Origin of the sequence: Bartonella sp. TT29SHDZB, assembly GCF_042193395.1 — a bacterium.
Taxonomy (GTDB): Bacteria; Pseudomonadota; Alphaproteobacteria; order Rhizobiales; family Rhizobiaceae; genus Bartonella.
Genome location: NZ_JBHILQ010000003.1, coordinates 56265 through 82484, shown reverse-complemented (window position 1 = coordinate 82484; position 26220 = coordinate 56265). Strand labels below are relative to the sequence as shown.

General features: G+C 37.1%; 20 protein-coding genes and 1 tRNA gene. 12 read left to right on the top strand and 9 right to left on the bottom strand.

Features of this window, described 5'->3' with window-relative positions:
- Positions 1–17 precede the first annotated feature (17 nt).
- From ACFIJJ_RS02740 to ACFIJJ_RS02730, 3 genes are all read left to right on the top strand, one after another.
- A tRNA-Glu gene (locus tag ACFIJJ_RS02740) sits at positions 18–92 on the top strand.
- 785 nt (positions 93–877) lie between these two features.
- Complete coding sequence (locus ACFIJJ_RS02735) at positions 878–2092, top strand: NADP-dependent isocitrate dehydrogenase (protein WP_375645837.1); 1215 nt, start codon at positions 878–880, stop codon at positions 2090–2092.
- Positions 2093–2211: 119 nt separating this feature from the next.
- Positions 2212–3636, top strand: coding sequence for an MFS transporter (locus tag ACFIJJ_RS02730; protein ID WP_375622387.1), 1425 nt, complete (start codon positions 2212–2214; stop codon positions 3634–3636).
- Between the two features lie 42 nt (positions 3637–3678).
- Here the strand turns inward: ACFIJJ_RS02730 and ACFIJJ_RS02725 are convergent, their stop codons facing one another.
- The 7 genes from ACFIJJ_RS02725 to ssb form a co-directional block, all read right to left on the bottom strand.
- Positions 3679–4878 carry an MFS transporter gene (locus ACFIJJ_RS02725; protein ID WP_375645836.1) on the bottom strand — a complete coding sequence of 400 codons (1200 nt, stop codon included), beginning with the start codon at positions 4876–4878 and terminating at the stop codon, positions 3679–3681.
- Between the two features lie 1278 nt (positions 4879–6156).
- Positions 6157–7275, bottom strand: a complete 1119-nt coding sequence (gene tgt, locus ACFIJJ_RS02720; RefSeq protein ID WP_375645834.1) for a tRNA guanosine(34) transglycosylase Tgt — start codon at positions 7273–7275, stop codon at positions 6157–6159.
- Positions 7276–8737: 1462 nt separating this feature from the next.
- On the bottom strand, positions 8738–9250 hold the full coding sequence (locus ACFIJJ_RS02715) for a peptidylprolyl isomerase (protein WP_375622384.1): 513 nt from the start codon (positions 9248–9250) through the stop codon (positions 8738–8740).
- An 18-nt stretch (positions 9251–9268) separates the two neighbouring features.
- Complete coding sequence (locus ACFIJJ_RS02710; protein ID WP_375645833.1) at positions 9269–9862, bottom strand: peptidylprolyl isomerase; 594 nt, start codon at positions 9860–9862, stop codon at positions 9269–9271.
- Positions 9852–10370, bottom strand: a complete 519-nt coding sequence (gene coaD, locus ACFIJJ_RS02705) for a pantetheine-phosphate adenylyltransferase (RefSeq protein WP_375645832.1) — start codon at positions 10368–10370, stop codon at positions 9852–9854. Before coaD ends, ACFIJJ_RS02710 begins: the two co-directional genes overlap by 11 nt.
- A gap of 24 nt (positions 10371–10394) precedes the next feature.
- A complete protein-coding gene (gene gyrA / locus ACFIJJ_RS02700; RefSeq protein ID WP_375645831.1) occupies positions 10395–13178 on the bottom strand; it encodes a DNA gyrase subunit A in 2784 nt (927 codons plus the stop codon).
- A gap of 230 nt (positions 13179–13408) precedes the next feature.
- The gene (ssb, locus tag ACFIJJ_RS02695) at positions 13409–13915 is read right to left on the bottom strand and encodes a single-stranded DNA-binding protein (RefSeq protein ID WP_375645829.1); all 507 of its coding nucleotides are present in this window, start codon (positions 13913–13915) and stop codon (positions 13409–13411) included.
- Between the two features lie 330 nt (positions 13916–14245).
- Between ssb and uvrA the strand changes: the two genes are divergently transcribed.
- Positions 14246–17161, top strand: coding sequence for an excinuclease ABC subunit UvrA (gene uvrA / locus ACFIJJ_RS02690; protein ID WP_375645828.1), 2916 nt, complete (start codon positions 14246–14248; stop codon positions 17159–17161).
- 106 nt (positions 17162–17267) lie between these two features.
- On the opposite strand, the gene ACFIJJ_RS02685 is transcribed toward uvrA, so the two are convergent.
- Positions 17268–17639, bottom strand: a complete 372-nt coding sequence (locus ACFIJJ_RS02685; protein WP_375622378.1) for a hypothetical protein — start codon at positions 17637–17639, stop codon at positions 17268–17270.
- A gap of 583 nt (positions 17640–18222) precedes the next feature.
- On the opposite strand from ACFIJJ_RS02685, the gene ACFIJJ_RS02680 reads away from it, so the two are divergent.
- The 3 genes from ACFIJJ_RS02680 to ACFIJJ_RS02670 all read left to right on the top strand — a co-directional run bounded on the left by ACFIJJ_RS02680 (position 18223) and on the right by ACFIJJ_RS02670 (position 20732).
- Positions 18223–18561, top strand: coding sequence for a P-II family nitrogen regulator (locus ACFIJJ_RS02680; RefSeq protein ID WP_375606671.1), 339 nt, complete (start codon positions 18223–18225; stop codon positions 18559–18561).
- A gap of 59 nt (positions 18562–18620) precedes the next feature.
- Entirely contained in the window at positions 18621–20030 is a 1410-nt protein-coding gene (gene glnA, locus ACFIJJ_RS02675) for a type I glutamate--ammonia ligase (protein ID WP_375622377.1), read from the top strand.
- Between the two features lie 156 nt (positions 20031–20186).
- Positions 20187–20732: a hypothetical protein gene (locus tag ACFIJJ_RS02670; protein WP_375645827.1), complete on the top strand. Its 546-nt coding sequence runs from the start codon at positions 20187–20189 to the stop codon at positions 20730–20732.
- A 30-nt stretch (positions 20733–20762) separates the two neighbouring features.
- Here the strand turns inward: ACFIJJ_RS02670 and ACFIJJ_RS02665 are convergent, their stop codons facing one another.
- Complete coding sequence (locus ACFIJJ_RS02665; protein WP_375645825.1) at positions 20763–21545, bottom strand: ATP12 family chaperone protein; 783 nt, start codon at positions 21543–21545, stop codon at positions 20763–20765.
- A gap of 742 nt (positions 21546–22287) precedes the next feature.
- On the opposite strand from ACFIJJ_RS02665, the gene ACFIJJ_RS02660 reads away from it, so the two are divergent.
- The 5 genes from ACFIJJ_RS02660 (at position 22288) to ACFIJJ_RS02640 (ending at position 26093) form a co-directional block, all read left to right on the top strand.
- Complete coding sequence (locus ACFIJJ_RS02660; protein WP_375645824.1) at positions 22288–22746, top strand: prephenate dehydratase domain-containing protein; 459 nt, start codon at positions 22288–22290, stop codon at positions 22744–22746.
- The gene (locus ACFIJJ_RS02655) at positions 22733–23200 is read left to right on the top strand and encodes a hypothetical protein (RefSeq protein ID WP_375645823.1); all 468 of its coding nucleotides are present in this window, start codon (positions 22733–22735) and stop codon (positions 23198–23200) included. Before ACFIJJ_RS02660 ends, ACFIJJ_RS02655 begins: the two co-directional genes overlap by 14 nt.
- Before the next feature lie 393 nt (positions 23201–23593).
- Entirely contained in the window at positions 23594–23890 is a 297-nt protein-coding gene (locus ACFIJJ_RS02650; RefSeq protein WP_375622373.1) for a hypothetical protein, read from the top strand.
- Positions 23887–24834 (top strand): DMT family transporter, encoded by a 948-nt coding sequence (locus ACFIJJ_RS02645; RefSeq protein ID WP_375622372.1) that lies wholly within the window; start codon positions 23887–23889, stop codon positions 24832–24834. The genes ACFIJJ_RS02650 and ACFIJJ_RS02645 overlap by 4 nt, the downstream gene beginning before the upstream one ends.
- Positions 24831–26093, top strand: a complete 1263-nt coding sequence (locus tag ACFIJJ_RS02640) for an acetyl-CoA carboxylase biotin carboxylase subunit family protein (RefSeq protein ID WP_375622371.1) — start codon at positions 24831–24833, stop codon at positions 26091–26093. The genes ACFIJJ_RS02645 and ACFIJJ_RS02640 overlap by 4 nt, the downstream gene beginning before the upstream one ends.
- Positions 26094–26220 lie beyond the last annotated feature (127 nt).

Sequence of the window (26220 nt, the reverse complement as noted above, 5' to 3'; positions counted from 1 at the left end):
AGCCTCATCATTGGTTTGCGCCCATCGTCTAGCGGTTAGGACATCGCCCTTTCACGGCGGAAACAGGGGTTCGATTCCCCTTGGGCGTACCATCATTCCTTCTTTATGTGTAATATATTCATTTTATTTGTTTTTTTAATGAGGGATGCATAAATAAAAACGAGAGAATAAGATTTTAAAAGGTATCTCTTCGTAAAAAGGATACAAGAATCATTAGGTGATTAATTCCTTTGTTGCATTTCGAGGATGGTACTTTACTGCGCACAGTTAATAACAATAAGAATCGATAAAATATTAAGAATTAGAGGATTCTAACGCGCGATACGGTAATTTTATAAATCATATTCTTGCGTATGCTGTTAGTTTTTAAATTAAAACCAGCCGCATCATTTATACGTTTTTTCCAACCTTCAAAACTGAAGTTTATCCCAAACGCATTTTATATGAAGCATTTCTAATTACAGTGCCTTTGTTATCACATTAAACTTTTTATAAACAAACAGACCATAATCTTAGAATTGGAATAGCAATATAAAAATAGTTTCTTATTCACCTAACACAACAAATCAAGAAACTATAATTCAGAATACGATCAACTTATTAAATGGAATCTCTGATAATAAAAATGCATAATCCCCACCCCCTCTGATCTAACTACCTTATCCATTAAACAGATTCTTCATCAATCATAGAATAATTATAGATTTGCAAACACATCACTTCTTTTCAAAGATTAAACCCTCCAACAAAATTTTACACTCTATTGAGAATATATTCTAAAAGCTCATATTTGAATGCTTTTTTCCCTTGTTTTTACTTTTCATTATAAACTTGAAAGTGCTATAAAGTCGTATCGCTTAAAAAAAAAGGATTTCTAATGGTAAAGATCAAAGTAGAAAACCCCGTTGTTGAACTTGATGGGGATGAGATGACCCGCATCATCTGGAAATATATTAAAGATAAATTAATCCATCCCTACCTCGACATTGATCTAAAGTATTATGATCTTTCCGTCGAAAATCGTGATGCAACCAATGATCAAGTAACAATTGATTCTGCCAATGCTATCAAAAAATATGGGGTTGGTATAAAATGCGCAACCATCACACCTGATGAGGCACGCGTTAAAGAATTTAACCTAAAAAAAATGTGGAAATCACCTAATGGTACAATCCGCAATATTTTAGGAGGAGTCATTTTTCGCGAACCCATTATCTGTAAAAATGTCCCTCGCCTTATTCCTAACTGGACAAAGCCAATTATTATCGGACGTCACGCTTTTGGCGATCAATACAAGGCAACAGATTTTAAATTTCCAGGAAAAGGGAAATTAAGTATTAAATTTGTAGGTGATGACAATCAAGTTATTGAACATGATGTTTTTGATGCTCCAAGCGCAGGGGTTGCCATGGCTATGTATAACCTTGATGAGTCAATTCGTGCTTTTGCCCGCGCATCCTTTAATTATGGACTACAACGGAATGTTCCAGTTTATCTTTCAACAAAAAATACCATTCTAAAAGCTTACGATGGTCGTTTTAAAGATATCTTTCAAGAAATATTCGATACGGAATTTAAAACTGAATTTGACAACCGTAAATTATATTACGAACACCGTCTTATTGATGATATGGTTGCTTCTGCATTAAAGTGGTCAGGTGGATACGTATGGGCATGTAAAAACTATGATGGTGATGTCCAATCTGATATTGTTGCCCAAGGCTTTGGTTCTCTTGGTCTGATGACTTCTGTTCTCATGACACCTGACGGTAAAATTGTTGAAGCAGAGGCAGCACACGGCACCGTAACACGCCATTATCGTCAGCATCAAAAAGGTGAAGAAACATCAACAAATTCTATTGCATCCATTTTTGCATGGACGCGTGGACTGGCACACCGTGCTAAACTAGATAACAATGAGAAATTAAAAAACTTTTCCACGACATTGGAAGAAGTTTGTATTAAAACCGTCGAAGAAGGTTTTATGACTAAAGATCTCGCACTTTTGATTGGGCCTAAACAAAAATGGCTTTCTACAACAGGTTTCCTCGATAAAATTGACGAGAATCTCAAAAAGGCAATAGACAATTAAGTTATTACTTAAATTAAAAATTCAAAGCTCTGTTTAGAGCTTTGAATTTCTCTTGGCAAATTCAAAGAAGTACCTTATAAGTGGGAAGAGGATAAATTTTTATTAAATAGCAAAAAACGGTGAAAAAACAAAGCTGGTCTGCGCTTTTATTGGGTAAAAATGGTCTTTGCTTTTTAACATTTACAGGTGGTGTTGTATTACACGCTACCAATGTTTATATTGTTATTACTATTTTACCTTCCCTTATGAATCATCTTGGTAATGAATATTATTCTTGGGTGGCGACTGTCTTTATTACAGCTTCACTCCTTGGTACTTCTCTTGCAACAAAAATATTAGGGAAACTAGGTCCTCGCAACGCTTATGTTATCTCTGGACTTATCTTTACCTTAGGCACTTTCTTGTGCAGCATTTCTTCATCTATGCCATTATTTTTAATAGGACGCTTTATTCAAGGATTGGGAAGTGGTTCTTTGTTATCTCTATCCTATTCCATGGTACGTATTATTTTCAGCCCATCTTTATGGTCTCAGGCATTAAGTGTTATCTCTGGAATGTGGGGAATATCAACCTTGTTAGGACCAGCAATCGGAGGAATTTCTGTATATTATGGCCTATGGAGAGCATCTTTTTGGATCATTGGCGCATTAGCTATATTCTTCTCACTCATAGCCTTTAAATTTTTACCCAAAAAGAATGAAAACTATGTTCCAACATCCCCTTTCCCTCTTCTCCAGCTTTTCACACTCACCTTATTGATTTTTATTATTTCTGTTGGAGGAGCTATGGACACGACAATGGCAAAAATTTTCGGATTAGTCATCGGACTTAGTCTTCTCTTTGTTCTAGCAAAAATCGAATCTTCTACCCTTCACCCTATGTTGCCGCACAAATCCTTTTCTTTCTCTTCTGAAATTTTTTCTGTTTACGCATTAATACTCGTTATGACGACAGTCGTATATAGTATAGAGCTTTATCTTCCACTTTTTCTTCAAGAGCTTCATGGACAAGCTCCACTTATTGCTGGTTATATAGCAGCACTTATGAGCCTAGGGTGGACATGTGGATCCCTTTCAAGTGTTGGTGTATCGGCAAAAAAAATTCGCAATATCATTGTATACTCCCCCCTATTAAAACTGTTGGGCATAGCTATTCTTTTATGGCTCATACCAACAGAAGTTTCCACATTTGAATATATTTTTATTATCTGCTTAGCACTATTTTCTATTGGAATCAGTGCGGGCATAGCATGGCCCCATTTGCTCACACGGATCTTACAATGTGCAAATGATGAAGATGCTCTACGTGCCAGTGAATCCCTTACCTCTGTACAACTATTTTCAGCGGCCTTAAGTGCAACTCTAGCCGGAGTTATCACCAATCTTGCCGGACTATTTAATCCTGGAGGAACAATAGGAATGATCTTAGCAGCAAAAACTCTTCTTATAGTGCTCATTGGTCTTTTATTTTGTCTTGCTATTCCATTAGCGCTGCGCATTTCTTACTGCATGTTTAAAAATCCAACAGGACATTCCAATAATTAAATAAATATAACAATACCTTTTTCATTTTAAAAATGAAAAACATTAAGCATGCTTCTCCATATACCATGAGACGCAAAAAACCATTAATCCACACAAAGTTAGAACACTTCCTAAAACAGCTGTATATTCATAACTATAGCCCAATTTTAAAACTAATGCTCCAGATTCTGCACCAAGAGCGTTGGCAATATTAAAAGCAGACTGCATTAATGCTCCTGCCAAAATCTGTCCCTGTAGTGCAACATCCATAATTTTTGTTTGTATAGAAGGCATAGCAGCAAAAGAAGTTCCAACAAAAAAGCATCCTATTGCCGCTGTTAACGGAGCATAGGATAAAAATAAAAAAATAAAAAAAACAAATACGCTCCAAAGCATAGAAAAAAATATCATCGGCGAAATACCAATTTTAACGGCTAATTTAGGCCCCAAGAGATTTCCTACCACCATTCCCAATCCAACTAACGGCATGATAAATGGTACCAACTCAAGTGAAACACCAGAAATATGCATTAATGTTGGCTTGATATAAGTGAAAACAGAAAATAATCCTGACGCTCCCACCGAAACCATCAACAAAAGAAGCCACACCTGCTTTTGCTTTAATGCACCCATTTCTTGCAAAGGATTCGTTTTTGGAAAACTTGAATCACAAGGAAAAAAATTCCAAATAAGCAAACAACATAATAAAGCGATCATCCCCACAAGGACAAAAGCAATCTGCCAACCAATAAGTTGACCAATCCAAGTAGCACTGGGTGCTCCCAAAACGGTTGCAATTGTTAAGCCAAGCATAACATATCCAACAGCTTTAGAACGTTCTTTCATTTCTACCATTGAAGAGGCAACCATAGCCGCAAGTCCAAAATAGATTCCATGAGGAAGTCCACTGAGAAAGCGTAATACTACTAATATGCTAAAATCAGAAACAAAGGCACTAGCAATATTTGCTAAGGCATAAAAAAGCATCAAGCCTATCAAAACAGTTTTGCGTGATACCTGAGCTGTTGCCACAGCTAAAAGAGGTGCTCCAATCACAACTCCTAATGCATAAGCAGAAATATATTGACCAGCGGTAGGAATATCAACATAGGAACTTCGTGCCATCTCTGGCAGTAGCCCCATTGCAACAAACTCTGCAGTACCAATAGCAAAACTGCCCACGGCAAGAGCTAAAATTATTAAACGTCGTATTCTCGAATCAATTCCCAATGCAAGAACCTGTTGTTGATAAGAATCCCTCATATCATCACTTCTGGATAGGAGTTTTAACTGTAAATATCTGTAATACACACAAACAAAAATTCAAAACATTGTTATACGCATGCCCAATAGTCCCCAATAAAGTTTTAGAAATATTTTTATATATAAAGCATTTTATGGAGTTTTAAGTAAGATTCTTTAATGGAAAATTTTTGAAAACCTCAAGATCATAGACGTATTCACCTCTTTCTATCAGATCTACCAGATAATAAACTTTGTCTCCTCTTTTCAGCCGTTGAAATTTTACAGTGAAAACTTTAACAACGATATACTATACCCTATAAATAATTCTAAAATTTGCTGAATAATGCATTTCAAACAAGTGAACAATATCTCATCATTATCTTGATACAAAGATAAAACTTCTCCCCCAATTATTGTTGCTTTATTTTTGCTACCTAAATGCAGATCCCCCAAATCGATAAGCTATAATTTCAACTTTAGGCCATTCTTATCAATTATTATAGAGTCTTTTAAAAATTCTCATGATAATAGTGCTTGGTTTCTAGATTTATTAAATATCCTCTTTTAGACATCTTTACCCCTCCCTCATCTAACAGAGGAATTGCATCAGATATCTAACTCACTATCTGTAAATTAAAATATTCACGTAAATATATTATGATTATTTTCAGATAAATTATATATAAAAATTAGAAAGTAAATATAATAAGTTTTGTTTTAATATATTTATTTATATTTTATAAATATAATAATTAATATTTATTTTCCATGACATTAAATCTATAGTTTTATAATATTAATAATATTACATAAATATATTGTAAATAATATTTATATTAAGATATAAAAATAATAACAACATAAAATTATAACATTTTAAATATTATAAGCTTATTTTAGTTTTATTTTAATTTTCTAAAAATTTATCTGTTCGATTGTATATAATCCATTCTTTACCTTTAGTAATAAAAAACACAAAATATCTCATAAAAATACAATTTTCATACTTCTTTAAGAGTTCGCTAACGCCTCATTAACATTGTTGCTGTAAACAGTCATCAGAAACAGAAAAACTGTTTTTCTCCGGATCAGGTAGCGCGTACCGGAGTAACAGTTTCTGTTTTTATATAGTAATGAGAAACAGAATATGTGCCCTTATAAAACCGCACTGTTATATCTTAAAATAGTGAAATTTTATAATTTTGGAAGATGTTTCTAATTTCATATTTTTAACTAAATTTGTAAATGCGAGAATAAATTCAATAAAAAATGAGGCGCTATATTACGATCAATATTTTAACGTCCTTGTGCCCATAGAGCACGCGTTTCAGCGCAAAAATCAGCATAACAGCCTTCCTCAATGGCATCACGAATTCCCTGCATAAGTTGTTGATAATAAAAAAGATTATTCCAAGTCAACAACATCCCCCCAAGAGATTCACCAGATTTGATCAAATGATGCAAATAAGCACAACTATAATCATGTGCTGCTGGACAAAGTGACTGTGGATCAAGAGGATGGGGATCTTCTGCATAACGCGCATTACGCAAATTAATTCTACCAAAGCGGGTAAAAGCTAAACCATGACGTCCTGCACGCGTTGGCATAACACAATCAAACATATCAACACCACGTGCAACACTTTGTAAAATATCATCAGGTGTCCCTACTCCCATAAGATAGCGTGGTTTATCCTCTGGTAAAATCGGACAAGTAGTATCCAATACTGCTGTCATAACACTCTGCGGCTCACCAACAGCAAGCCCTCCAATAGCGTAACCTTTTAAATCCATTTCTTTTAATGCTTGAGCAGAATGTTCACGCAGTTTCATATTATCACCACCTTGAACAATCCCAAACAATGCTTTATCTGGCTGATCTCCAAAAGCTGTTTTACAACGCAGCGCCCACCGCAATGAAAGTTCCATAGCTTCTTCCATTTCTTTTTCAGTTGCTGGTAATGCAATACATTGATCCAACTGCATCTGGATATCCGCACCAAGAAGTCCTTGAATTTCGATAGAACGTTCTGGACTCATTTCATAGTAGGCTCCATTAATGTAAGAGCGAAAAATCACACCTTGTTCAGTAATTTTACGGATTCCCGCCAATGACATAACCTGAAATCCACCAGAATCGGTTAAAATAGGTCCGCTCCAGCGTGAAAATTCATGTAATCCTCCCAAACGCGCAACACGTTCAGCTCCTGGACGTAACATTAAATGATAAGTATTCCCCAAAATGATATCTGCACCAAGATCACGAATTTGATCCATATACATAGCCTTAACGGTTCCTGCCGTCCCAACAGGCATAAATGCGGGTGTACGAACACATCCTCGCCCCGTTATAATTTCTCCTCGACGTGCATACCCATCTTGAGCAATTTTTCTATAATGAAATGTCTTTATCATAACTCTCGTCTTTTTGATTCCATCAATGCATATCTCTATAGAAAGAGAAAAGGTATCTCCCTTACGAACATTGTTATAAATTTTATGAATTAATTCTTGATTCGCTCAATATTGTACCCAGCATAAAAAATTAAACGAGATAAAAGAACATTTCTTGTTAAGAAATCACCATAATAAAAGTGATAATCTAGCTCCAGAAAAAGAGTAAAATCCTTATAATATCACACCTCAAAATACCTACGCTTAACGCACTAAAGCCTTAACAGAACTGCAAAATTATTATCACAATAATTTCATCCTCACATACTTCCATAAGCAATAACTTTGTGCGCACAGAAGAAAATTTTGAACGCATTGTACAACTTACAATATTCTTTAACTTTTACAGATAAAAATTTTTCATCTATTGGGCACGGCAATCCTCACGCTTAATAACAGCACAAATGAGCATAATCATTTATCCACTCACAATATTAAGATAGCTCTTGACATTGGAGATAATTCACAAAAGAAATTAACGTGTAAATAAAAATACTTTAAAAAACTAAAAATGCTTTTTGTAAAGATTCTCAAATACCAAAAGCTCTATCGTAACATTAGAGGCTGAAAAAGCGTATGATGGTACCCGTTTGTTCCTTCACAAGCTTTAAAGGTGGTGGTGCATAATAGATTTTATACTATTTATAGCTTTAAAGCTATACACGCCATGAATGTCATCGTGGAAGTGAATGTTAATATGTACTAAGAAATGCTTCTTAAAAAAACACGTAAATACGCAACACAAGTGTATTCCGTTTGGAGCATTTCTCTATTAAAAAACGAGAAAAATAAAAGCGTAAGTCCATGCATAATCTTCATTATTTAAAAGATATTGCGTTAGATACTTAAAAAAAGTAAAGTTGAATTAAAAAAGAGATGGCAAGACTAGCCATTTGTTTCACTTCTGTACCTTTATATTCTTCTAAGATTAAACTGTCTTCTTATTTTAAAGATTACGCCAATATATATAAATGCTGGTTTTCCACTTTGCTAAGAAAACTGGATGAGCTAGTAAAGCTCTTATCTGTCTTAATATGTGTTTCAAACATGCTTCTGCATTAGAATTGGATGTTGATTTACGAGCAGAAAACAAAAGCACACGCTCTCTTAAGAAAGTAACATCATAAAACCATTAAGAGCGGCAATGGATTGAAGAGAAATGCCGAATTTTTTATAAAACACTTTGCCAAACAACAACCATAATACAACAGACTTTACGTTTTCTTATTTTGACAGGTATTTTACAAATCCTTTGCGTTATATTCTTCAGGAAGATCCGATTGAAGGAAATATATGGACAATGCTTAGCTCGAAATTATAAAAGGTAAAGCGTGATACTACAAAAGAGTTTCGTGTGCCTTTATTGATCAGAAAAGAATATTTTTTTCTTAGAAACTTACAATTGAAATTAGTATAATTTATACTACTCTACATCCGCAGCAATAACAGCTTTGGTAATTGCATCGGGCTCTACAACAGGTTCACCACGTTTAATTTTATCAACATTTTCCATACCTTCAACAACCTGCCCCCATATGGAATATTGACGATCAAGCCACGGAGCATCTGCAAAACAAATAAAAAACTGAGAGTTAGCAGAATTTGGATTCTGACTCCGTGCCATAGAAACTGTACCACGCTTATGAGAAAGATTTGAAAACTCTGCTGTTAAATTTGGTTTTTCTGCTCCCCCCATACCAGCACGTGATAAATCGAATTTATCACTATCTTTTTTTCCAAATTGTACATCCCCTGTTTGCGCCATAAAACCATCAATAACACGATGGAAAATAACATTATCATAAGCACCTTCACGGGCGAGTTCTTTAATACGTGCAACATGACAAGGTGCTAAATCAGCAAAAAGCTCAATAACAACTCTGCCCTTTGTTGTTTCAAGAATTAAAGTATTCTCTGGATTTTTATTCTCAGCCATATGGAAAGCTCCCTTGATTCATTTTTCAACTTGTAAAGTAGCAGCATTAATAACATCAGGATTTTTTACAGATCCATTATTACTTGTCGTACCTTTTTTTATTTTATCAACAACATCCATTCCCTTTATAACCTCTCCAACAACCGTATACTGACCGTTTAAAAAATCAGCATCATCAAAACAAATGAAGAATTGAGAATTTGCGGAATCCGGATCTTGTGACCGTGCCATCCCAACTGTACCACGCTTAAACGGCTGCTTTGAAAACTCTGCCGGTATATTAGGATAATTTGAGCCCCCCATACCAACGCGTTTCAAATCAAAATCTTTACTGCCTTTTTTTCCAAATTCTACATCACCAGTTTGCGCCATGAAATTAGGAATAACGCGATGAAACACAACATTATTATAGGCCCCCTCCTCTGTTAATCTTTTGATTTGCGCAACATGCTTTGGCGCCAAATCAGGACGCAGACGAATAATGACATCACCATCTTTGAGAGATAAAACAAGAAGGCTTGCATCACTTGCTGGGCTAGGATTACCAGCGACAGCGGACAATGAAAAAAAACAAAACACACATATCAAAACAGCAAAAATTCTACAAGACACAATTATTCTCCTCTAAAGACTGGAATTTCGAGCGCAAAGCTTGTGCAATATTGGGCGGCACAAATGGTGTCACATCACCTCCCATAGAGGCAATTTGACGAACCAATGTAGAGGTTATCGCACGCCCAGAAACACTTGCCGGCAAAAAAACAGTTTGCAATTCAGGAGCCAGAATGCCATTCATCCCTGCCATTTGCATTTCATAATCAAGATCAGTACCATCACGCAATCCGCGAATGAGAAATGAAGCACCAACTTCACGTGCCTTGTCAATGAGAAGGTTATTAAATGAAAGAACCTGTAACCGATTAAAATCTGCACCGAAAAAGTCTTTCCCTACTTGGGTAATAAAACCAACACGCTCTTCAAAGCTAAAGAGTGCTTTTTTGTTACCCTGTATGCCTATAGCGACGACCACCTTATCAGCTAACACAAAACACCCTTTTAAAACATCAAGATGACCGTTTGTAAGAGGATCAAAAGAACCTGCGTAAAGAGCAATTTTCATGACTTTACTCCTTCCTCTTCAAAATTATTTTTCTTCGCTCATATCAACTGTATCAGAATGCTTCTCACCTTCATCATCTAATGAACTCGTATCATCTTCAGGTTCAGAAATACGTTCAACCGATACGACTCTTTCACCTTTGGCTGTATTAAAAATTGTAACACCCTTAGTTGAGCGCCCAGCAGTACGAATTCCCTCAACAGGGACACGAATAAGTTGTCCCCCATCTGATACCAACATAATTTGATCCTGCGCTTTCACCGGAAAAGCCGCTACTAATTTACCAATTTCAGCTGTTTTAGATGGATCTGTTGCACGAATCCCTTTTCCGCCACGTCCCGAAATCCGGAACTCATAGGAAGAAGAGCGTTTACCATAACCAAACTCACTCACTGTCAAAAGCATTTGTTCACGTGTATGAAGTTCTGCATAACGTTCATCTGTTAACTCTGTTTCAGCACCCCCATCTTCTTCATCAAGAGTTATAACATCTTCAACATCAGCATCTGCACCAGAAGCACGCCGTTCATTTATTACACGTTTAATATAAGCAGAACGCTCAATGGACGTCGCCTCGACATGCTCTAAAATTGTCATCGAAATGACTTTATCACCTTTAGCCAAATTGATACCACGAACCCCCACAGAATTACGCCCCGCGAAGACGCGAACATCTATAACTGGAAAACGGATACATTGTCCATTGGCTGTTGTTAGAACAACATCATCATGTTCTGTACAGGTTTCGACAGAAAGAATTTCATCTTCTTCATCAAGTTTCATTGCAATTTTACCATTACGATTAACCTGAACGAAGTCTGATAACTTATTACGACGCACAGTCCCACGTGTTGTCGCAAACATAATATCTAATGCACTCCAGCTCGCTTCATCTTCAGGCAAAGGCATAATCGTTGTAATACGCTCACCTTGTTGTAAAGGAAGCATATTGATCAAAGCCCGCCCACGCGATTGGGGTGTCCCCAGCGGCAATCGCCAAACTTTTTCCTTATAAACAATCCCACGTGATGAAAAGAAAAGAACCGGAGTATGCGTATTGGCCACAAACAACCGCGTTACAAAATCCTCATCCTTCGTGGACATACCAGAACGCCCCTTACCACCACGTCGCTGTGCACGATAGGTATTAAGAGGCACACGCTTAATATAACCACTATGGCTTACCGTTACCACCATATCCTCTGGTGCGATCAGATCTTCACTCTCCATCTCAGCGCTACCAAAACCAAATACGGTACGTCGCGGCGTTGCAAATTCCTCACGAAGAGCACTCAACTCATCCTTAACAATAGACATAATGCGTACGCGTGATGCCAAGATCTCAAGATAGTCAGCGATATCCACGCCAATTTTATTCAATTCATCAGCAATTTCATCACGCCCAAGGGCTGTCAATCGTTGCAAACGCAATTCTAAAATAGCACGCGCCTGCTCTTCAGAGAGATTATAAGTACCATCCTCATGAATAATATGACGAGGATCATCAATAAGTTTAATCAAAGGCGCAACATCCATCGCCGGCCAGCGTCGCTCCATTAACTGTGCACGTGCTGTCTGCGGATCAGGAGCTTTGCGAATAAGCGCTATAATTTCATCAATATTGGCAACAGCAAGGGCAAGACCAACTAAAACATGGGCCCGTTCACGCGCTTTACGCAAAAGATATTTTGTTCGCCGACTGACGACTTCTTCCCGAAAAGAAACAAATGCACGAAGCATATCAAGCAACGTCATCTGTTCGGGTTTTCCTCCATTCAAAGCAACCATATTACAACCAAAGGAAGTTTGTAGCGGCGTATACCGATATAATTGGTTTAAAACAACTTCCGCAACAACATCTTTCTTCAGCTCAATAACGACCCGATATCCATCACGATCCGATTCGTCACGCAAATCAGAGATTCCCTCAATGCGTTTATCACGCACCAATTCGGCCATTTTCTCAATCATCGTTGCCTTATTAACTTGATAAGGGATCTCACTCACAATGATTGCCTGTCGACCACTGCGAATTTCTTCGATCTCAACTTTAGCGCGCATAATAATTGAGCCACGCCCTGTTTCATAAGCTGCACGAACACCAGAATGGCCGAGGATAATGCCCCCTGTAGGAAAATCTGGACCAGGAACGATTTCAATTATTTTATCGAGTGTGATATCGGGATTATCAATCAAAGCGATACACGCATCAACAATTTCACCAAGATTATGGGGCGGAATATTGGTTGCCATTCCCACAGCAATTCCACCGGATCCATTGACCAAAAGATTAGGAAAACGTGCTGGTAAGACAACCGGTTCACGTTCACGCCCATCGTAATTATCCTGAAAATCAACAGTATCTTTATCAATATCAGCTAACAGTTCTTCTGAAACTTTTTCTAAACGACACTCAGTATAGCGCATGGCCGCAGGTGGATCACCATCAACGGAACCAAAATTTCCCTGACCATCAATTAATGGATTTCTTAAAGAAAAGTCCTGCGCCATACGCACTAATGCATCGTAAATTGAAGCATCACCATGGGGATGAAATTTCCCCATAACCTCACCAACAACACCAGCAGATTTACGATACGACTTATTGAAAGAAAGCCCCATCTCATTCATAGCATGAAGGATACGTCGATGAACAGGCTTAAGACCATCACGAACATCAGGAAGTGCACGTGAAACAATCACGCTCATCGCATAATCGAGATAGGAGCGTTGCATCTCATCAATAATACTGATTGGTTCAATACCGGTTAGCACATCACGTTCTGGGTGTGGAATAAGATCGGTCACAGTTTCAAAACTTTCAAAAAAGAATCATTTCACTTTATTTATAGCGAAAAATACACCAAAATGCTAATTTCTCTCCCATGACAAAAAAGAAATTTAACAATATTTTTCAAGATGTTATTAATTTATATTTTAAATTACCAATAATAATGAACAATTTTTATTTTGCTAAACTTCAAAAATCTGAAACAAACAAACCATAAAATGATCATAATACTGCAATTTAAAGACTCCTAAAAAGGGACGTCATCATCTAATTTGTGTGAAAAACTTTCTCCCAATTGATTATTGTTTTGACCAAAAGTATTTCTCTGATTTGAATGACTATCGGCAAAACCACCACTATAACTCCCGCCTTGACTTACTCCTTGCTCCCCGCTCGCAGCTCCCCGCCCATCAAGCATTTGTAATTCGCCACGGTACTTTTGCAAAACAATCTCTGTTGTATAACGGTCATTTCCATTTTGATCTTGCCATTTTCGTGTCTGTAACTGCCCCTCAATATAAATTTTGCTGCCTTTTTTTAAATATTGCTCTGCAACTTTGACAAGGTTTTCATTAAAAATAACAATACTATGCCACTCAGTGCGTTCTTTTCGCTCATTTGTATTCCGATCGCGCCAACTTTCTGAAGTAGCAATACGCAGATTTGCCACTTGATCACCAGAATTTAAACGGCGGATTTCAGGATCCGCACCAAGATTACCAATCAAAATAACTTTATTAAGGCTACCAGCCATCGTATAAACTCCAAAATTTTAATTCGTAAAATACTCTGTTCTATAACAGTCATAACCATCTTGACCTTCAATTTACATGTCGCAATTGACCATCAATATGGGTATTGCTATCCTTTCCTAATACTGTATTCAGTGTAATTATAACAAAAGATGAGAAAAACACATAGTTTATTCCACCACGAGAGAATAAAAAGCTGCTCATTTGTATTTTTTTCACAAAACTTATACCTTCCTTTTGCATTAAAGCAGTTAAACGCATTGTAATTCTAAAAAAACAGTTTTATTCCATTTTAGGTGCTCAATTTTTGCCACATATGCCAAGGATAAAGTATGACTCATCAAAAATATATCTCCATTCGCGGTGCACGTGAGCATAATCTTAAAAATATTGATCTTGATCTGCCTCGTGACAAACTCATCGTTATAACAGGACTTTCTGGATCAGGGAAATCATCCTTAGCGTTTGATACAATTTACGCTGAAGGACAACGCCGCTATGTCGAAAGCCTTTCAGCTTATGCACGCCAATTTTTGGAAGTCATGCAAAAACCCGATGTCGACCGCATAGACGGTCTCTCTCCAGCTATCTCCATTGAACAAAAAACAACCAGCCGCAATCCTCGTTCAACAGTAGGCACTGTTACTGAAATCCATGACTACATGCGCCTTCTCTTTGCTCGTATTGGCATTCCTCATTCTCCTGCAACAGGACTTCCTATTGAAAGCCAGACAGTAAGCCAAATGGTGGATCAAATTATGTCCTTACCAGAAGGAATGCGAATTTTTATTATGGCACCCTTAGTGCGAGGACGAAAGGGAGAATATAAAAAAGAGCTAACAGAACTTTTAAAAAGAGGATTTCAACGCGCTAAAGTTGATGGCAAATTTTATGAAATCCCTGACATTCCACCTCTGGATAAAAAATATAAACACGACATCGATGTCGTGGTAGACCGCATTGTTGTACAGAAAGATATCACCTCTCGCTTGGCTGATAGTATAGAAACCTGTTTACAACTAGCCAATGGACTTGCCATTGCTGAAATGGCAGACCAACCCTTGACACAAAAAGAAACGACAAAGGAATCTGCTCATAAATCAAAAAATGATACACACAAACGGATCATTTTTTCAGAAAAATTTTCCTGCCCTGTATCGGGTTTCTCTATCCCTGAAATTGAACCACGCCTTTTTTCATTCAATAATCCTTTTGGCGCCTGTCCTCTCTGCGATGGACTGGGTATCAAAAAAGCAATAGATCCACTGAAAATTGTGCCTAATAAAAATCTTACCTTCAAGAATGGCGCCATTGCCCCTTGGGCTAAATCAGATTCACTTTACTATAAACAAACCTTAGAAGCATTAGGAAAAGCTTACGGTTTCAAACTCACAGATCAATGGTGTGAACTCTCTAATGAAGCACAACAAGCTATTCTCTACGGTACAAAAAGAGATGAAATTTCTTTTATTTATAAAAATCATTCTGGTTCGCATAAAACGACCCAACCTTTTGAAGGAATTATCCCTAATATGGAGAGACGCTGGAAAGAAACCGATTCTGCTTGGTCTCGAGAAGAAATCGAACGCTATATGTCTTCTTCGCCCTGCCCAGCTTGTCATGGTTATCGTTTAAAACCAGAAGCACTTGCTGTAAAAATCAATGGAATGCATATTGGGCAAATATCAGATCTTTCCATCTCAAAAGCAGATGATTGGTTTGCCAATGTTCATCAATATCTCACAGAAAAACAACGTAATATCTCCGTACGTATTTTAAAAGAAATTCGCGAACGCTTGGCTTTTTTAAATCATGTAGGATTGGAATATCTTACCTTGTCTCGAAATTCAGGAACACTTTCAGGGGGAGAAAGCCAACGCATTCGGTTAGCATCCCAAATTGGTTCTGGTCTTACAGGCGTTCTTTATATTTTAGATGAACCATCTATCGGTTTACACCAACGCGATAATGAACGCCTTTTGGAAATGCTGCGCCATTTGCGCAATCTTGGCAATACAGTTATTGTTGTTGAACATGATGAAGATGCTATCCTCACAGCAGACTATGTTGTCGATATGGGCCCTGCCGCGGGCGTTCATGGTGGAGAAATCATAGCGCAAGGGACACCGCAGGAAATTATAGAAAATTCAACCTCTCTTACAGGCCAATACCTTGCAGGAAAAATGGCTGTTAGAATGCCGACAGAGCGACGCAAAATATCAAAAACGAAAACACTTAAAGTCATTGGCGCAAAAGGCAATAACCTCAAAAATATCAATGCGAACATTCCTCTTGGAACATTCACATGCATAACCGGTGTTTCTGGAGGAGGAAAATCAACATTTCTTATTGAAACGCTTTTCAAAGCAGCATCACATCATATCATGGGCTCTCATCACAGCCCCGCCAGCTATGATAAAATTGAAGGGTTAGAATTTCTTGATAAAGTCATCGATATCAACCAATCCCCTATTGGACGCACTCCACGCTCTAATCCCGCAACCTATACAGGCGCTTTTACACCAATTCGTGAGTGGTTTGCCGATCTTCCAGAATCAAAAGCGCGCGGTTATAAAGCTGGGCGTTTTTCATTTAATGTTAAAGGAGGACGCTGCGAAGCATGTCAAGGCGATGGAGTCATCAAAATTGAAATGCACTTTTTACCTGATGTCTATGTTACTTGCGATGTCTGTAAAGGAAAACGCTATAACCGAGAAACACTAGAAATAAAATTCAAAGGACAGTCTATAGCCGATATTTTGGATATGACAATTGAAAAGGCAGAGGAATTTTTCCAAGCTATTCCCGCTATTCATAATAAAATGGAAACTCTCATTAAAGTAGGATTGGGTTACATAAAAGTAGGACAGCAAGCAACCACACTTTCTGGTGGGGAAGCACAACGTGTAAAACTTGCGAAAGAACTTTCTCGTAAAACAACGGGACGTACACTCTATATTTTGGATGAACCGACAACAGGTTTACATTTTCACGATATTTCCAAACTTCTTGAAGTGCTTCATGAACTAGTCGAGCAAGGTAACACAGTCATCGTCATTGAACATAACCTTGATGTTATAAAGACAGCCGACTGGATTATTGATTTGGGACCAGAAGGTGGAGATCGCGGTGGTGAAATTGTTGCAATTGGACGCCCTGAAGACATCATTAAGGTTCCCGCTTCTTATACGGGAAAATTTCTAAAAGATGTTTTACTGCGCCCATCTCTTTATAATTCCAATTCTTAGAAACGCTTTCCATTGTAAAATACAGCATACTAACAAAGCCTGTACTTTTATTATTACTTGTAAACCAACACCTAATTCCAGTGGTGCAACATGTTTGAAGCAAAGACTAAAAACAATTTAGCGCTTTATAAGCTGTTTCAGTTGTCGTATTGCCAAATAAGAATGCGCGCATAATTGCATATTTATTCTCTGTTTTGTTTATAGCTGAAACGACCAGACAGCCTAATTTTGGCAGAATACGAAGTTTTAAGGGTATAACCCAATTCCCATATTTAACATCTTCTTTTAATTCATCTTGACGGCTTTCAAAAGCATCCGCAGCAATATTGTTTAAATAATGAAGATTGCGCATTGCTTCACGCTTTTGTTTATCGCATTCTTTAATAGGATTACATTCCTCACGAAGGGACACAACACCCCAAACGGAATATATTTGCGTTGCCAATTCACACATCTGTTTCAAAGAAATATTTCTCAACACTCCCTAAGCCCATTTCACGACATCACCCGAGAATGGGAAATTGATTATTATACACCATCATCTATGAAGGAGCGTAATCGGCATCATCACACTCTTTTCCAATATTGTCCCATCCATACCCTTTAATATTGCAACAACCTTTGGTTATCGAAAGCTTTCATAAAAGGCATTTTTAGTCATTTTTTCAAATATTTTTATCCACACGCTCGTATCTCTTGATAAACAAAGATATAATTTGATTGATTTACTATAAGAAGATCTAAAATGAGAAAATCTTACGTTACTAGAATTCCTCACTCAATATGGGAAACGTCTAATTATTGTTATAAATAAAGGCATTATATAACAAAAAAGAAACCAAATACTCTTATTATATTATTTTGATTCGTTTACAAGGATAGTAAGCTTTTTCCAAAACAATAATATTTCACTTTATTATACAAAAAAGTTCTCCTCCAAGAGTATATAGTGTCATCATTTATGACTTTTTGTGCACAAACTATCTGTTGGACATCTTACAGTTGCCAATATAATGTGATGCAGTCTAAAAAGACAAAATAACGTTGGAGATAATTTCAGCATGAAAAAAATTGAAGCCATTATAAAACCTTTCAAACTTGATGAAGTGAAAGAAGCGCTTCAAAAAATTGGATTACATGGTATTACAGTAACAGAAGCGAAAGGTTTTGGTCGTCAAAGGGAACATACAGAACTTTATCGTGGCACGAAATATGTTGTTGACTTTCTACCTAAAGTAAAGATCGAAATTGTCGTGTCCGATGACAAACTAGAACAAACTGTTGATGCAATACGTAAAGCAGCTCAAACCAAACATATAGGAGATGGAAAAATATTTGTCTTTTCCATTGATGATGCAATTCGTATAGGCACGGACGAAACCGGTATCGATGCTCTTTAATAAATAACGAGAAAATTCACTTTTTTATCTACCTCAACGTCACATTAAGGAAATTGAATATGACAACCGCATCAGATATTATCAAACAGATTACAGACAACGAAATCCGTTTTGTTGATTTACGTTTTACTGATCCACGAGGAAAATTGCATCACATTACAATGGATATCGCAGAGATCAGCGAGGATACTTTTAGTGATGGTGTCATGTTTGATGGTTCTTCAATTGCTGGTTGGAAAACAATTAATGAATCTGACATGGTTTTAATGCCAGATCCTGGAACAGCACATATTGATCCTTTTTTTGCTCAATCTACTTTAGTCATATTTTGTGACGTACTTGATCCTGTCTCTGGAGAGTTTTATCGTAGAGATCCTCGTTCTATCGCCAAAAGGGCCGAAGTTTATATGAAATCTTTAGGCATTGGAGATACAATCAATGTAGGTCCAGAAGCGGAGTTTTTTATCTTTGATGATGTGCGCTATAAAACAGACCCTTACAACACAGGATTTAAACTCGATTCAAGTGAACTTCCTTCTAATGATGATATGGAATATGAAACAGGCAATCTAGGACATCGCCCACGAATGAAGGGAGGTTACCTTCCTGTTCCGCCGATTGATTCTTGCCAAGATATGCGTTCTGAAATGCTCACAGCACTCAAAGATATGGGGGTACAGGTCGAAAAACACCATCACGAAGTAGCAGCAGGCCAACATGAATTGGGTATTCGTTTTGATACACTCGTTCGCGAGGCTGACAAGATGCAAATTTTTAAATATGTCGTGCATCAAATAGCAAACAGTTATGGAAAAACAGCAACCTTCATGCCAAAACCAGTTTTTGGTGATAATGGGTCAGGAATGCATGTTCACTTCTCCATTTGGAAAGATGGCAAACCCATTTTTGCAGGAAATGAATATGCCGGACTATCAGAAACCTGTCTGTTTTTTATCGGTGGTGTTATTAAGCACGCAAAAGCAATAAATGCTTTTACCAACCCATCCACAAACTCCTATAAACGTTTGGTTCCTGGTTATGAAGCTCCTGTTCTTCTTGCCTATTCTGCACGTAATCGTTCCGCATCTTGCCGTATTCCAATGAGTTCCTCACCAAACTCAAAACGTGTAGAAGTACGTTTTCCAGACCCAACAGCCAATCCCTATTTGGCATTTTCCGCTCTCTTAATGGCTGGTCTTGACGGTATCAAAAACAAAATTCACCCTGGACATGCTATGGATAAAGACCTTTATGATCTTCCCTTAAAAGAACTCAAAGACATCCCTACCGTTTCAAGAAGTTTGCGTGAAGCACTTGAAGCACTCGACAAAGATCGTGGCTTTCTTAAAGCTGGCGATGTTTTTGATGATGATCAGATTAATTCCTTCATTCAAATAAAGATGCAAGAAGTTTTGCGCTACGAAACAACGCCTCATCCTATTGAATTTGATATGTACTATTCCGTTTAAACAATCAGTACGCACTCTTTTGGTATTTAAAATGGAGGCAAAAGCCTCCATTTTTGTGGATATTCGTCTCATGCAAAAGCGCAAGAGGCTTTTTGCTCGTCCGCTTTTCCTTTATAATGTGTTGAATCTCTTCAAATGAATTAACAAAGGTTTCTAATGCCGCGAATTTGTTTTCTCGTTCCCGTTCTTTTATGCATTGTCTTTATCACATCAACAACTCAAGCACATACAATAACCAACCAAAAACTTACAACTCTTGAGAAAGCAACATCTGCTTATAGTGAAGCACTTAAAAATGCCGATGCAAATGCCATCTTAAATGCTATTCCTCCCCAAGTCATCAACCGCTTAACCGCCCAGAAAAATCTCAGTAAATCACAATTTAGACAAATCATGAAAAGCCAAATAGAACAGTTGGCAGAAAGTTACAAGATTGAAACGATCAACATTGATCAAAAACAAAAACGTGAAGGTACCCTTGATAATGGTACCCCTTATTTTGTTATACCCGTAGAGCTTGTAACCACAACAAGTTCTGGAAAAAAATGCTCTATTCAAACTGAAATTATTGCCCTTCTTCAAAATAACCAATGGTATTTTATCCGTGGTAATGACGAAGCAATCTTAAACATAACCAATGAAATATTTCCTGGACTTGAAAAAGTAAAAACCAATCCTCAAAAAATCACAAAAATACTGTAATGAGAAAAAGCACAAGGAAACAAAAAAATCTTATAAACAAGTTGTAACAATTGTAGCAGCAGCCTTAAATTCAACTTTTTTATGAGCACGACGTGCGATTGTTTCTTTATCTATTCCCCATTGTTCCATCATCCAATCTTCATCTAAATGGGCAATAGACCAAGCATGATCAGCATCAATGTTTCCCGCAGCAACAGCAAGAGCAATGAGAGCAGATCCCGTTAATGTTGTCATCATATGAAGTGCAGCAAGCATATAAGCAGACTCAACGCTTCGTAAATAATGACTCACAGCTTGAAGTGCTTCTGGTGATTGTTCCACATGCATCAGCCCTTCTGTCAAATAAAACCTTGCACCCAGTTTTTTTTCTGCCCAATCTAATAAAGGATCCCATTGTGCAGATTGTTTTTGCACCAACTCTTTAGGTGTCTGTGCACGATAAAAGATCATATCACATGCAACGAAACGCAATAAATCTTCAAATACAGCCTGCATATCATCAGCGATACCATCAATAACAGTATTAACCAGACGCGTCATCGGCATTTTTGCAGGATCAACAACGTGCTTTTGACTCTCAAATTCTTGAGCAACAAATTCAGCAAACACTTGTGTTGGCACATGAAAATGACGCCTTGCGGGCGTTTTTACAGGACGTTCATCTAATAAGAGAGTAAAGCCTCCTTCCTCACAAGAAATTTTTACTTGTTTATAAAATCGTTTTGGTAATGGCTGACATGAAAGATTTTGAATCTTTTGAACAGAACTCTTTTTATTCAATGGCATATCAAAATGATCCAAAATCTCACGCATATTGTTTACCTCTGATCTTTTCAAGAAAGCGACTGTCTCTTTAGGTTCTGTAGCTTCAATAAAATTTAATCTGACCTTCTTAACGATTCCAAAGAGAAAAAGACCTTACCACCCCCCACTCTAAAATTTAAGAGTTATATTTCATGTTTTTTTACAAACAAGATAATGATGATTGACTTTCATATATTCAATACAATCATAATAGTAAAACAATTTTTAAAAGTATTATCTTAATTAAGAAGTTAAATATATTGAGTTTTATGGCAAAGATGTTCACGCCTTACCAATTTGCTTATTATTCACCTACAATAGTATTATCAATACGAACAGATTCAAAAACGCTGCTCATCTAAAAAATGATAGAGCAGTGCGGTTTACGTGTCATTCACCTTCGCTTAACCATTCCAATAATTCTCTAACATATCCAATAAATACCCTGCATAGAACTTTCCTGCTCAATCACTCCCCTAAACAACGATGTTTTACGGCATGATAGAATAATGAACAGACAAAATTATAATTGTAAATTTTCTTTCATATATACATTATTTTATAAAGCACTAAATTACTTAACGCATTGTGCTTGATATACTCTATCATATTACACTAATTTAAATTTAGGCACATAATTAAAAGAATAGAGATCATGTAATCTGAAAATAATGCTTTTACACTTGTCCCTGCAGATACTAACTGTGCAACTGCAGAATAATGGTGGCTTAACAATCACAATAAAAATATTTTGTCCACTGACTCGAGATCCCGTATTATCTTATACGCAACTCTTGAAGAAGCATTTAATGAACTTGCTCAAAAAAAAGATAGGTATCTCCTAAGCCGTGCTACTTACCCTGATTTGCATACACTCATATTTACCCGTTTAGGTGATATGCAATTATTTGACAGCTTTATCATGCCTACTCACTCTATGGTTTTAGCTAAACGCAATAACATTGATGAAATTAAAACCGTAGCGACTCATCCTGCCCCGCAATCTCTGGTAGCTCATCAATATGACAAAGTATTTGCCAACAGCAATGCTGATGCAGCCGTTCTTTGTAAGGCTGAAAAAGCCGATGCTTGTATCACAACATCGGTTGCGGCAAATCGCTATAGGCTGAGTATTGTCGAAAATTTTAGACAAGTGCCAATGGCCTTTTTGCTCCACTCACTAAAGTCAACTAATCATGAAAAAATCTGAAGCGCTTCTTTCCATTGTTAACTTGGTTGACAAATTCCGTATGCGCCAAGAACGAGATGAGAGCATTAAGGAACCAACTTCAGCAGATAATAATATGATCAATGAATTGATCACTCTGCTGAACCACCATGCCAATATTCTTGACGGATTATCTCCAAAACTTTTAGCAACCACTTCTGATGATCTTCATCAGTGGATGATCAGCGGTTTAACGACCCCTCCTAAATTTGATAACACTTTGGCTGCTTTCAAAGCCCCATTACCAGATGTGCCCTTGTTTTTCTTGGCTCCAATGCGTGCAACAAATGGACCTGATTCAGAAGGATTCCAGCTGGAATTAGTTACAGGATATCGTCATGAAACAGCCTATCTTGCTGACGCCTCAAAATATACAAAGAATTATCTATCACCTTTTCAATGTATAAAAATGGGAATAGCATCAAGAGGGAGATAGACAACAATTGCATTGTTCTATTCCCAGAATCTGTAGCAACTGCTAAGAAAATTGATAAGCAAACAATTGTGGAAGCTGAACGTTTACTCGGTCGAGATAGTAAATTCCTGTTCGATCAATTGCATAGTCGTAACTTATCTAAAGAAGACCTTTACGATGCTCGCTGTTTGTGAGGCTATTATCATGACTATGCACATCATACCGGACCGCGGCCATTAGATAAAAATCTGTATATAAAATTAAAATTGGTTTACAGGTCTTCTAGAAGAAACTAAAGTTGATTTAATTACAGTGCGTATTATGCTACAAAATCATCCAAAATTTTGGAAAGAAACAACTGAATTTGTTCTATTAAAACGCATATTTCGTTAGCCAAAAAGTTCTGATCAGCATATGACATTCGATGCTGGCACAGGTGTCTTGCTTTTTGAAATATTGATGCAAAACAAAGCATTGATTGAAATAAATCAAGGTTATCTTCAATTTGATTTGGAGCGTCTTGAAAAAGTAATAGTATTGATGATAGCAGATATAGAAACACTTGAAGCATTAAATTTAGATGACGCTTATTTGGCAGGAGCTAAGGATTATATCCAAAATAATCTTGGAAAACCACAGACTTCAAAGTCACGATTTAATTTTTCAACATCATCTTATGCACAGTACATTATTAGGGGATTAAATCATTGAGTTTCTTAAAAGGACAGTTATTCTTATTTACCTTTGCTATTCTAGCATTGTTTTCCATAAGTTGGTTATTATCTAAGAATTTGGTTAGCAATATACCCGTCATGCATGCGGTTGGACTTAGGTTGTTTGCCACCGCAGCCACCTTATGGCTGATTGCAGTATTTCGTGAGAAAGCTGTTTTCAGATCCCTACCATTGCTTTCCATGATACCTTCTTTTTTAATTCTCTCAGTGTTAGGATTTTCGCTGTATTTTGTATGCAGCTTTGGGGCATTAAAATCGCTCAAAGCCAGTGATTTAACTATGGTTCTCGCTACTATTCCAGGGATTACTTATATATTAGGTGCATTGACAAATGTCCTTAAATTCTCATGGCTGAAGTTTAGCGGAGTGATAATTGTCAGTGTAGCAGCTATAGCATTTAATATAAACAGTGGAGAAGGTGGATATTATAACCTAATAGGAATAGCTCTTGCTTTAACAGCAGCACTTTCTTACTCTGCTTATGGCTTATTGTCTAAACGTTATCTTAAAAATTTACCTTTGCTCACCTCACTGGCTTGGATCACAACAATTTCTGTCGCATCATTTATGCCATTATTTATTTTTGATCCTGCCCCACTCTTATATCTTAAGTTAGAAGATATATTTAAAATATTGATTTTAGGAACTGTTTGCTCGGCACCAGTTTACGTATTATATCAAAAAGTTTTAGCCGAAGGAGGCGTATTATACGCCAATACTATCGGCGTATTATCCCCTTTTGCAGTGGTTGCATGTGAATGGATAATCGGCTCGAGCCCTTCTCTCAATATGATCAAAATAATTGCTATGATTGTAGTTGTTATAGGGATGACACTCTTATTTATAGATGCATCAAAGGTATCTACATGGCAACAGAAACGTCGTGCCCAAAATTCCAAATTTAATGAGGAAACAAAATGAAAAAACTCGCGTTAGTTTGCCAGCGCAATGCAAAACTACCATTTATATTTGAAGCAGCACAAGCAGCTAATATCGAATTAATAATGATCTATGATACCGCTGAAAGCGCTCCCACTCAACACCCCGCAGCAGTCACTTCAACTTGGCAACTTCCTGTTTTTGATAACCCAGAGGCAGCTCTAGACACTTTTGCAACGGGAGCAAAAGAACGCAATATTTCTGGGATTATGACCCTTCGCGAAGAAGCTATCCTATGGACAGCTTTGGCTGCAAAAAAAATCAATACTCCAAGTATTGAACCAGAAGTAGCAGCATTAACCCGAAATAAATATCTCATGCGTCAAGCTTTTGCTAAAGCAGGCTTAAGAACACCAGGATTCTTTTATATAGATCATCCAGAAGACCTATCAAAAACACATGCCTTAGACTATCCGCTCGTTATTAAACCCGTCTCTGGATGGGCAAGTACAGGCGTCATGTTAGCTAAAAATTCCGCTGAACTTTCTGATCTCATTAAAGCCGTATGGAATGTTCAGCATAAAGACATGGCACGTTTTAATGATAAAAGTAAACCTGTAGGTTTAATCGTAGAACAGTATTTGCCAGGAAAAGAGTTTGTCGTAGAATGCTTTGTTGATACAGCAGGTGTACATGTTCTGTCCGTTGGAGACAAGGGACAGCCTGAGGGACCATGGTTTGAAGAAACAATTTATCGTCAACGCTGTGATATAGATGATCCTTTAATTATTGCTTTATGTGAGGCTGCATGCTCTGGAGTTAAAGCTCTTGGTATAAATATGGGGGCTGCCCATGTAGAACTACGCTTAGATGCCAATAACTTACCCTATATCATTGAGATCGGTGCTCGTATAGGTGGATCAGGTGTTTCCCATTTTATTGTGGAGCAAGGTACAGGAATTTCATTTGCAAAACTCTGTATGAATGCCGCTTTAGCTGAACAAACCCCAGACCTTCCCGATATACTCCCAGCTGAAAAAGTGGCGGCAAATTATATTATTCCTCTTCATGGGTATGGACGCTTCTCTGGATTTTTAGGTCTCGATAAGGTCGTACAACATCCACAAACTAGCAGAACTATCATTTTCTTTGAAACGGATCATATTTCACCACCGCCACCAGCATTTGGTGGATATCCCGGTTTTATTTTCTCTGTTCATGCCTCAAACGAAGAAGCACGCAATTACCACAAATGGCTCGATGACACCTTAAGCATCATATGGCAAAATATTGATTTATAATGATAATTTATCTTTATTCATATTGAATAAGAACCCCGATATTGTAGGATTTTCTCATTTTAAATCTGTTTATCAGATGGACAAATTTTTTAAAGCATTTGAGAAATGCTATAGCAGATAAAAATAA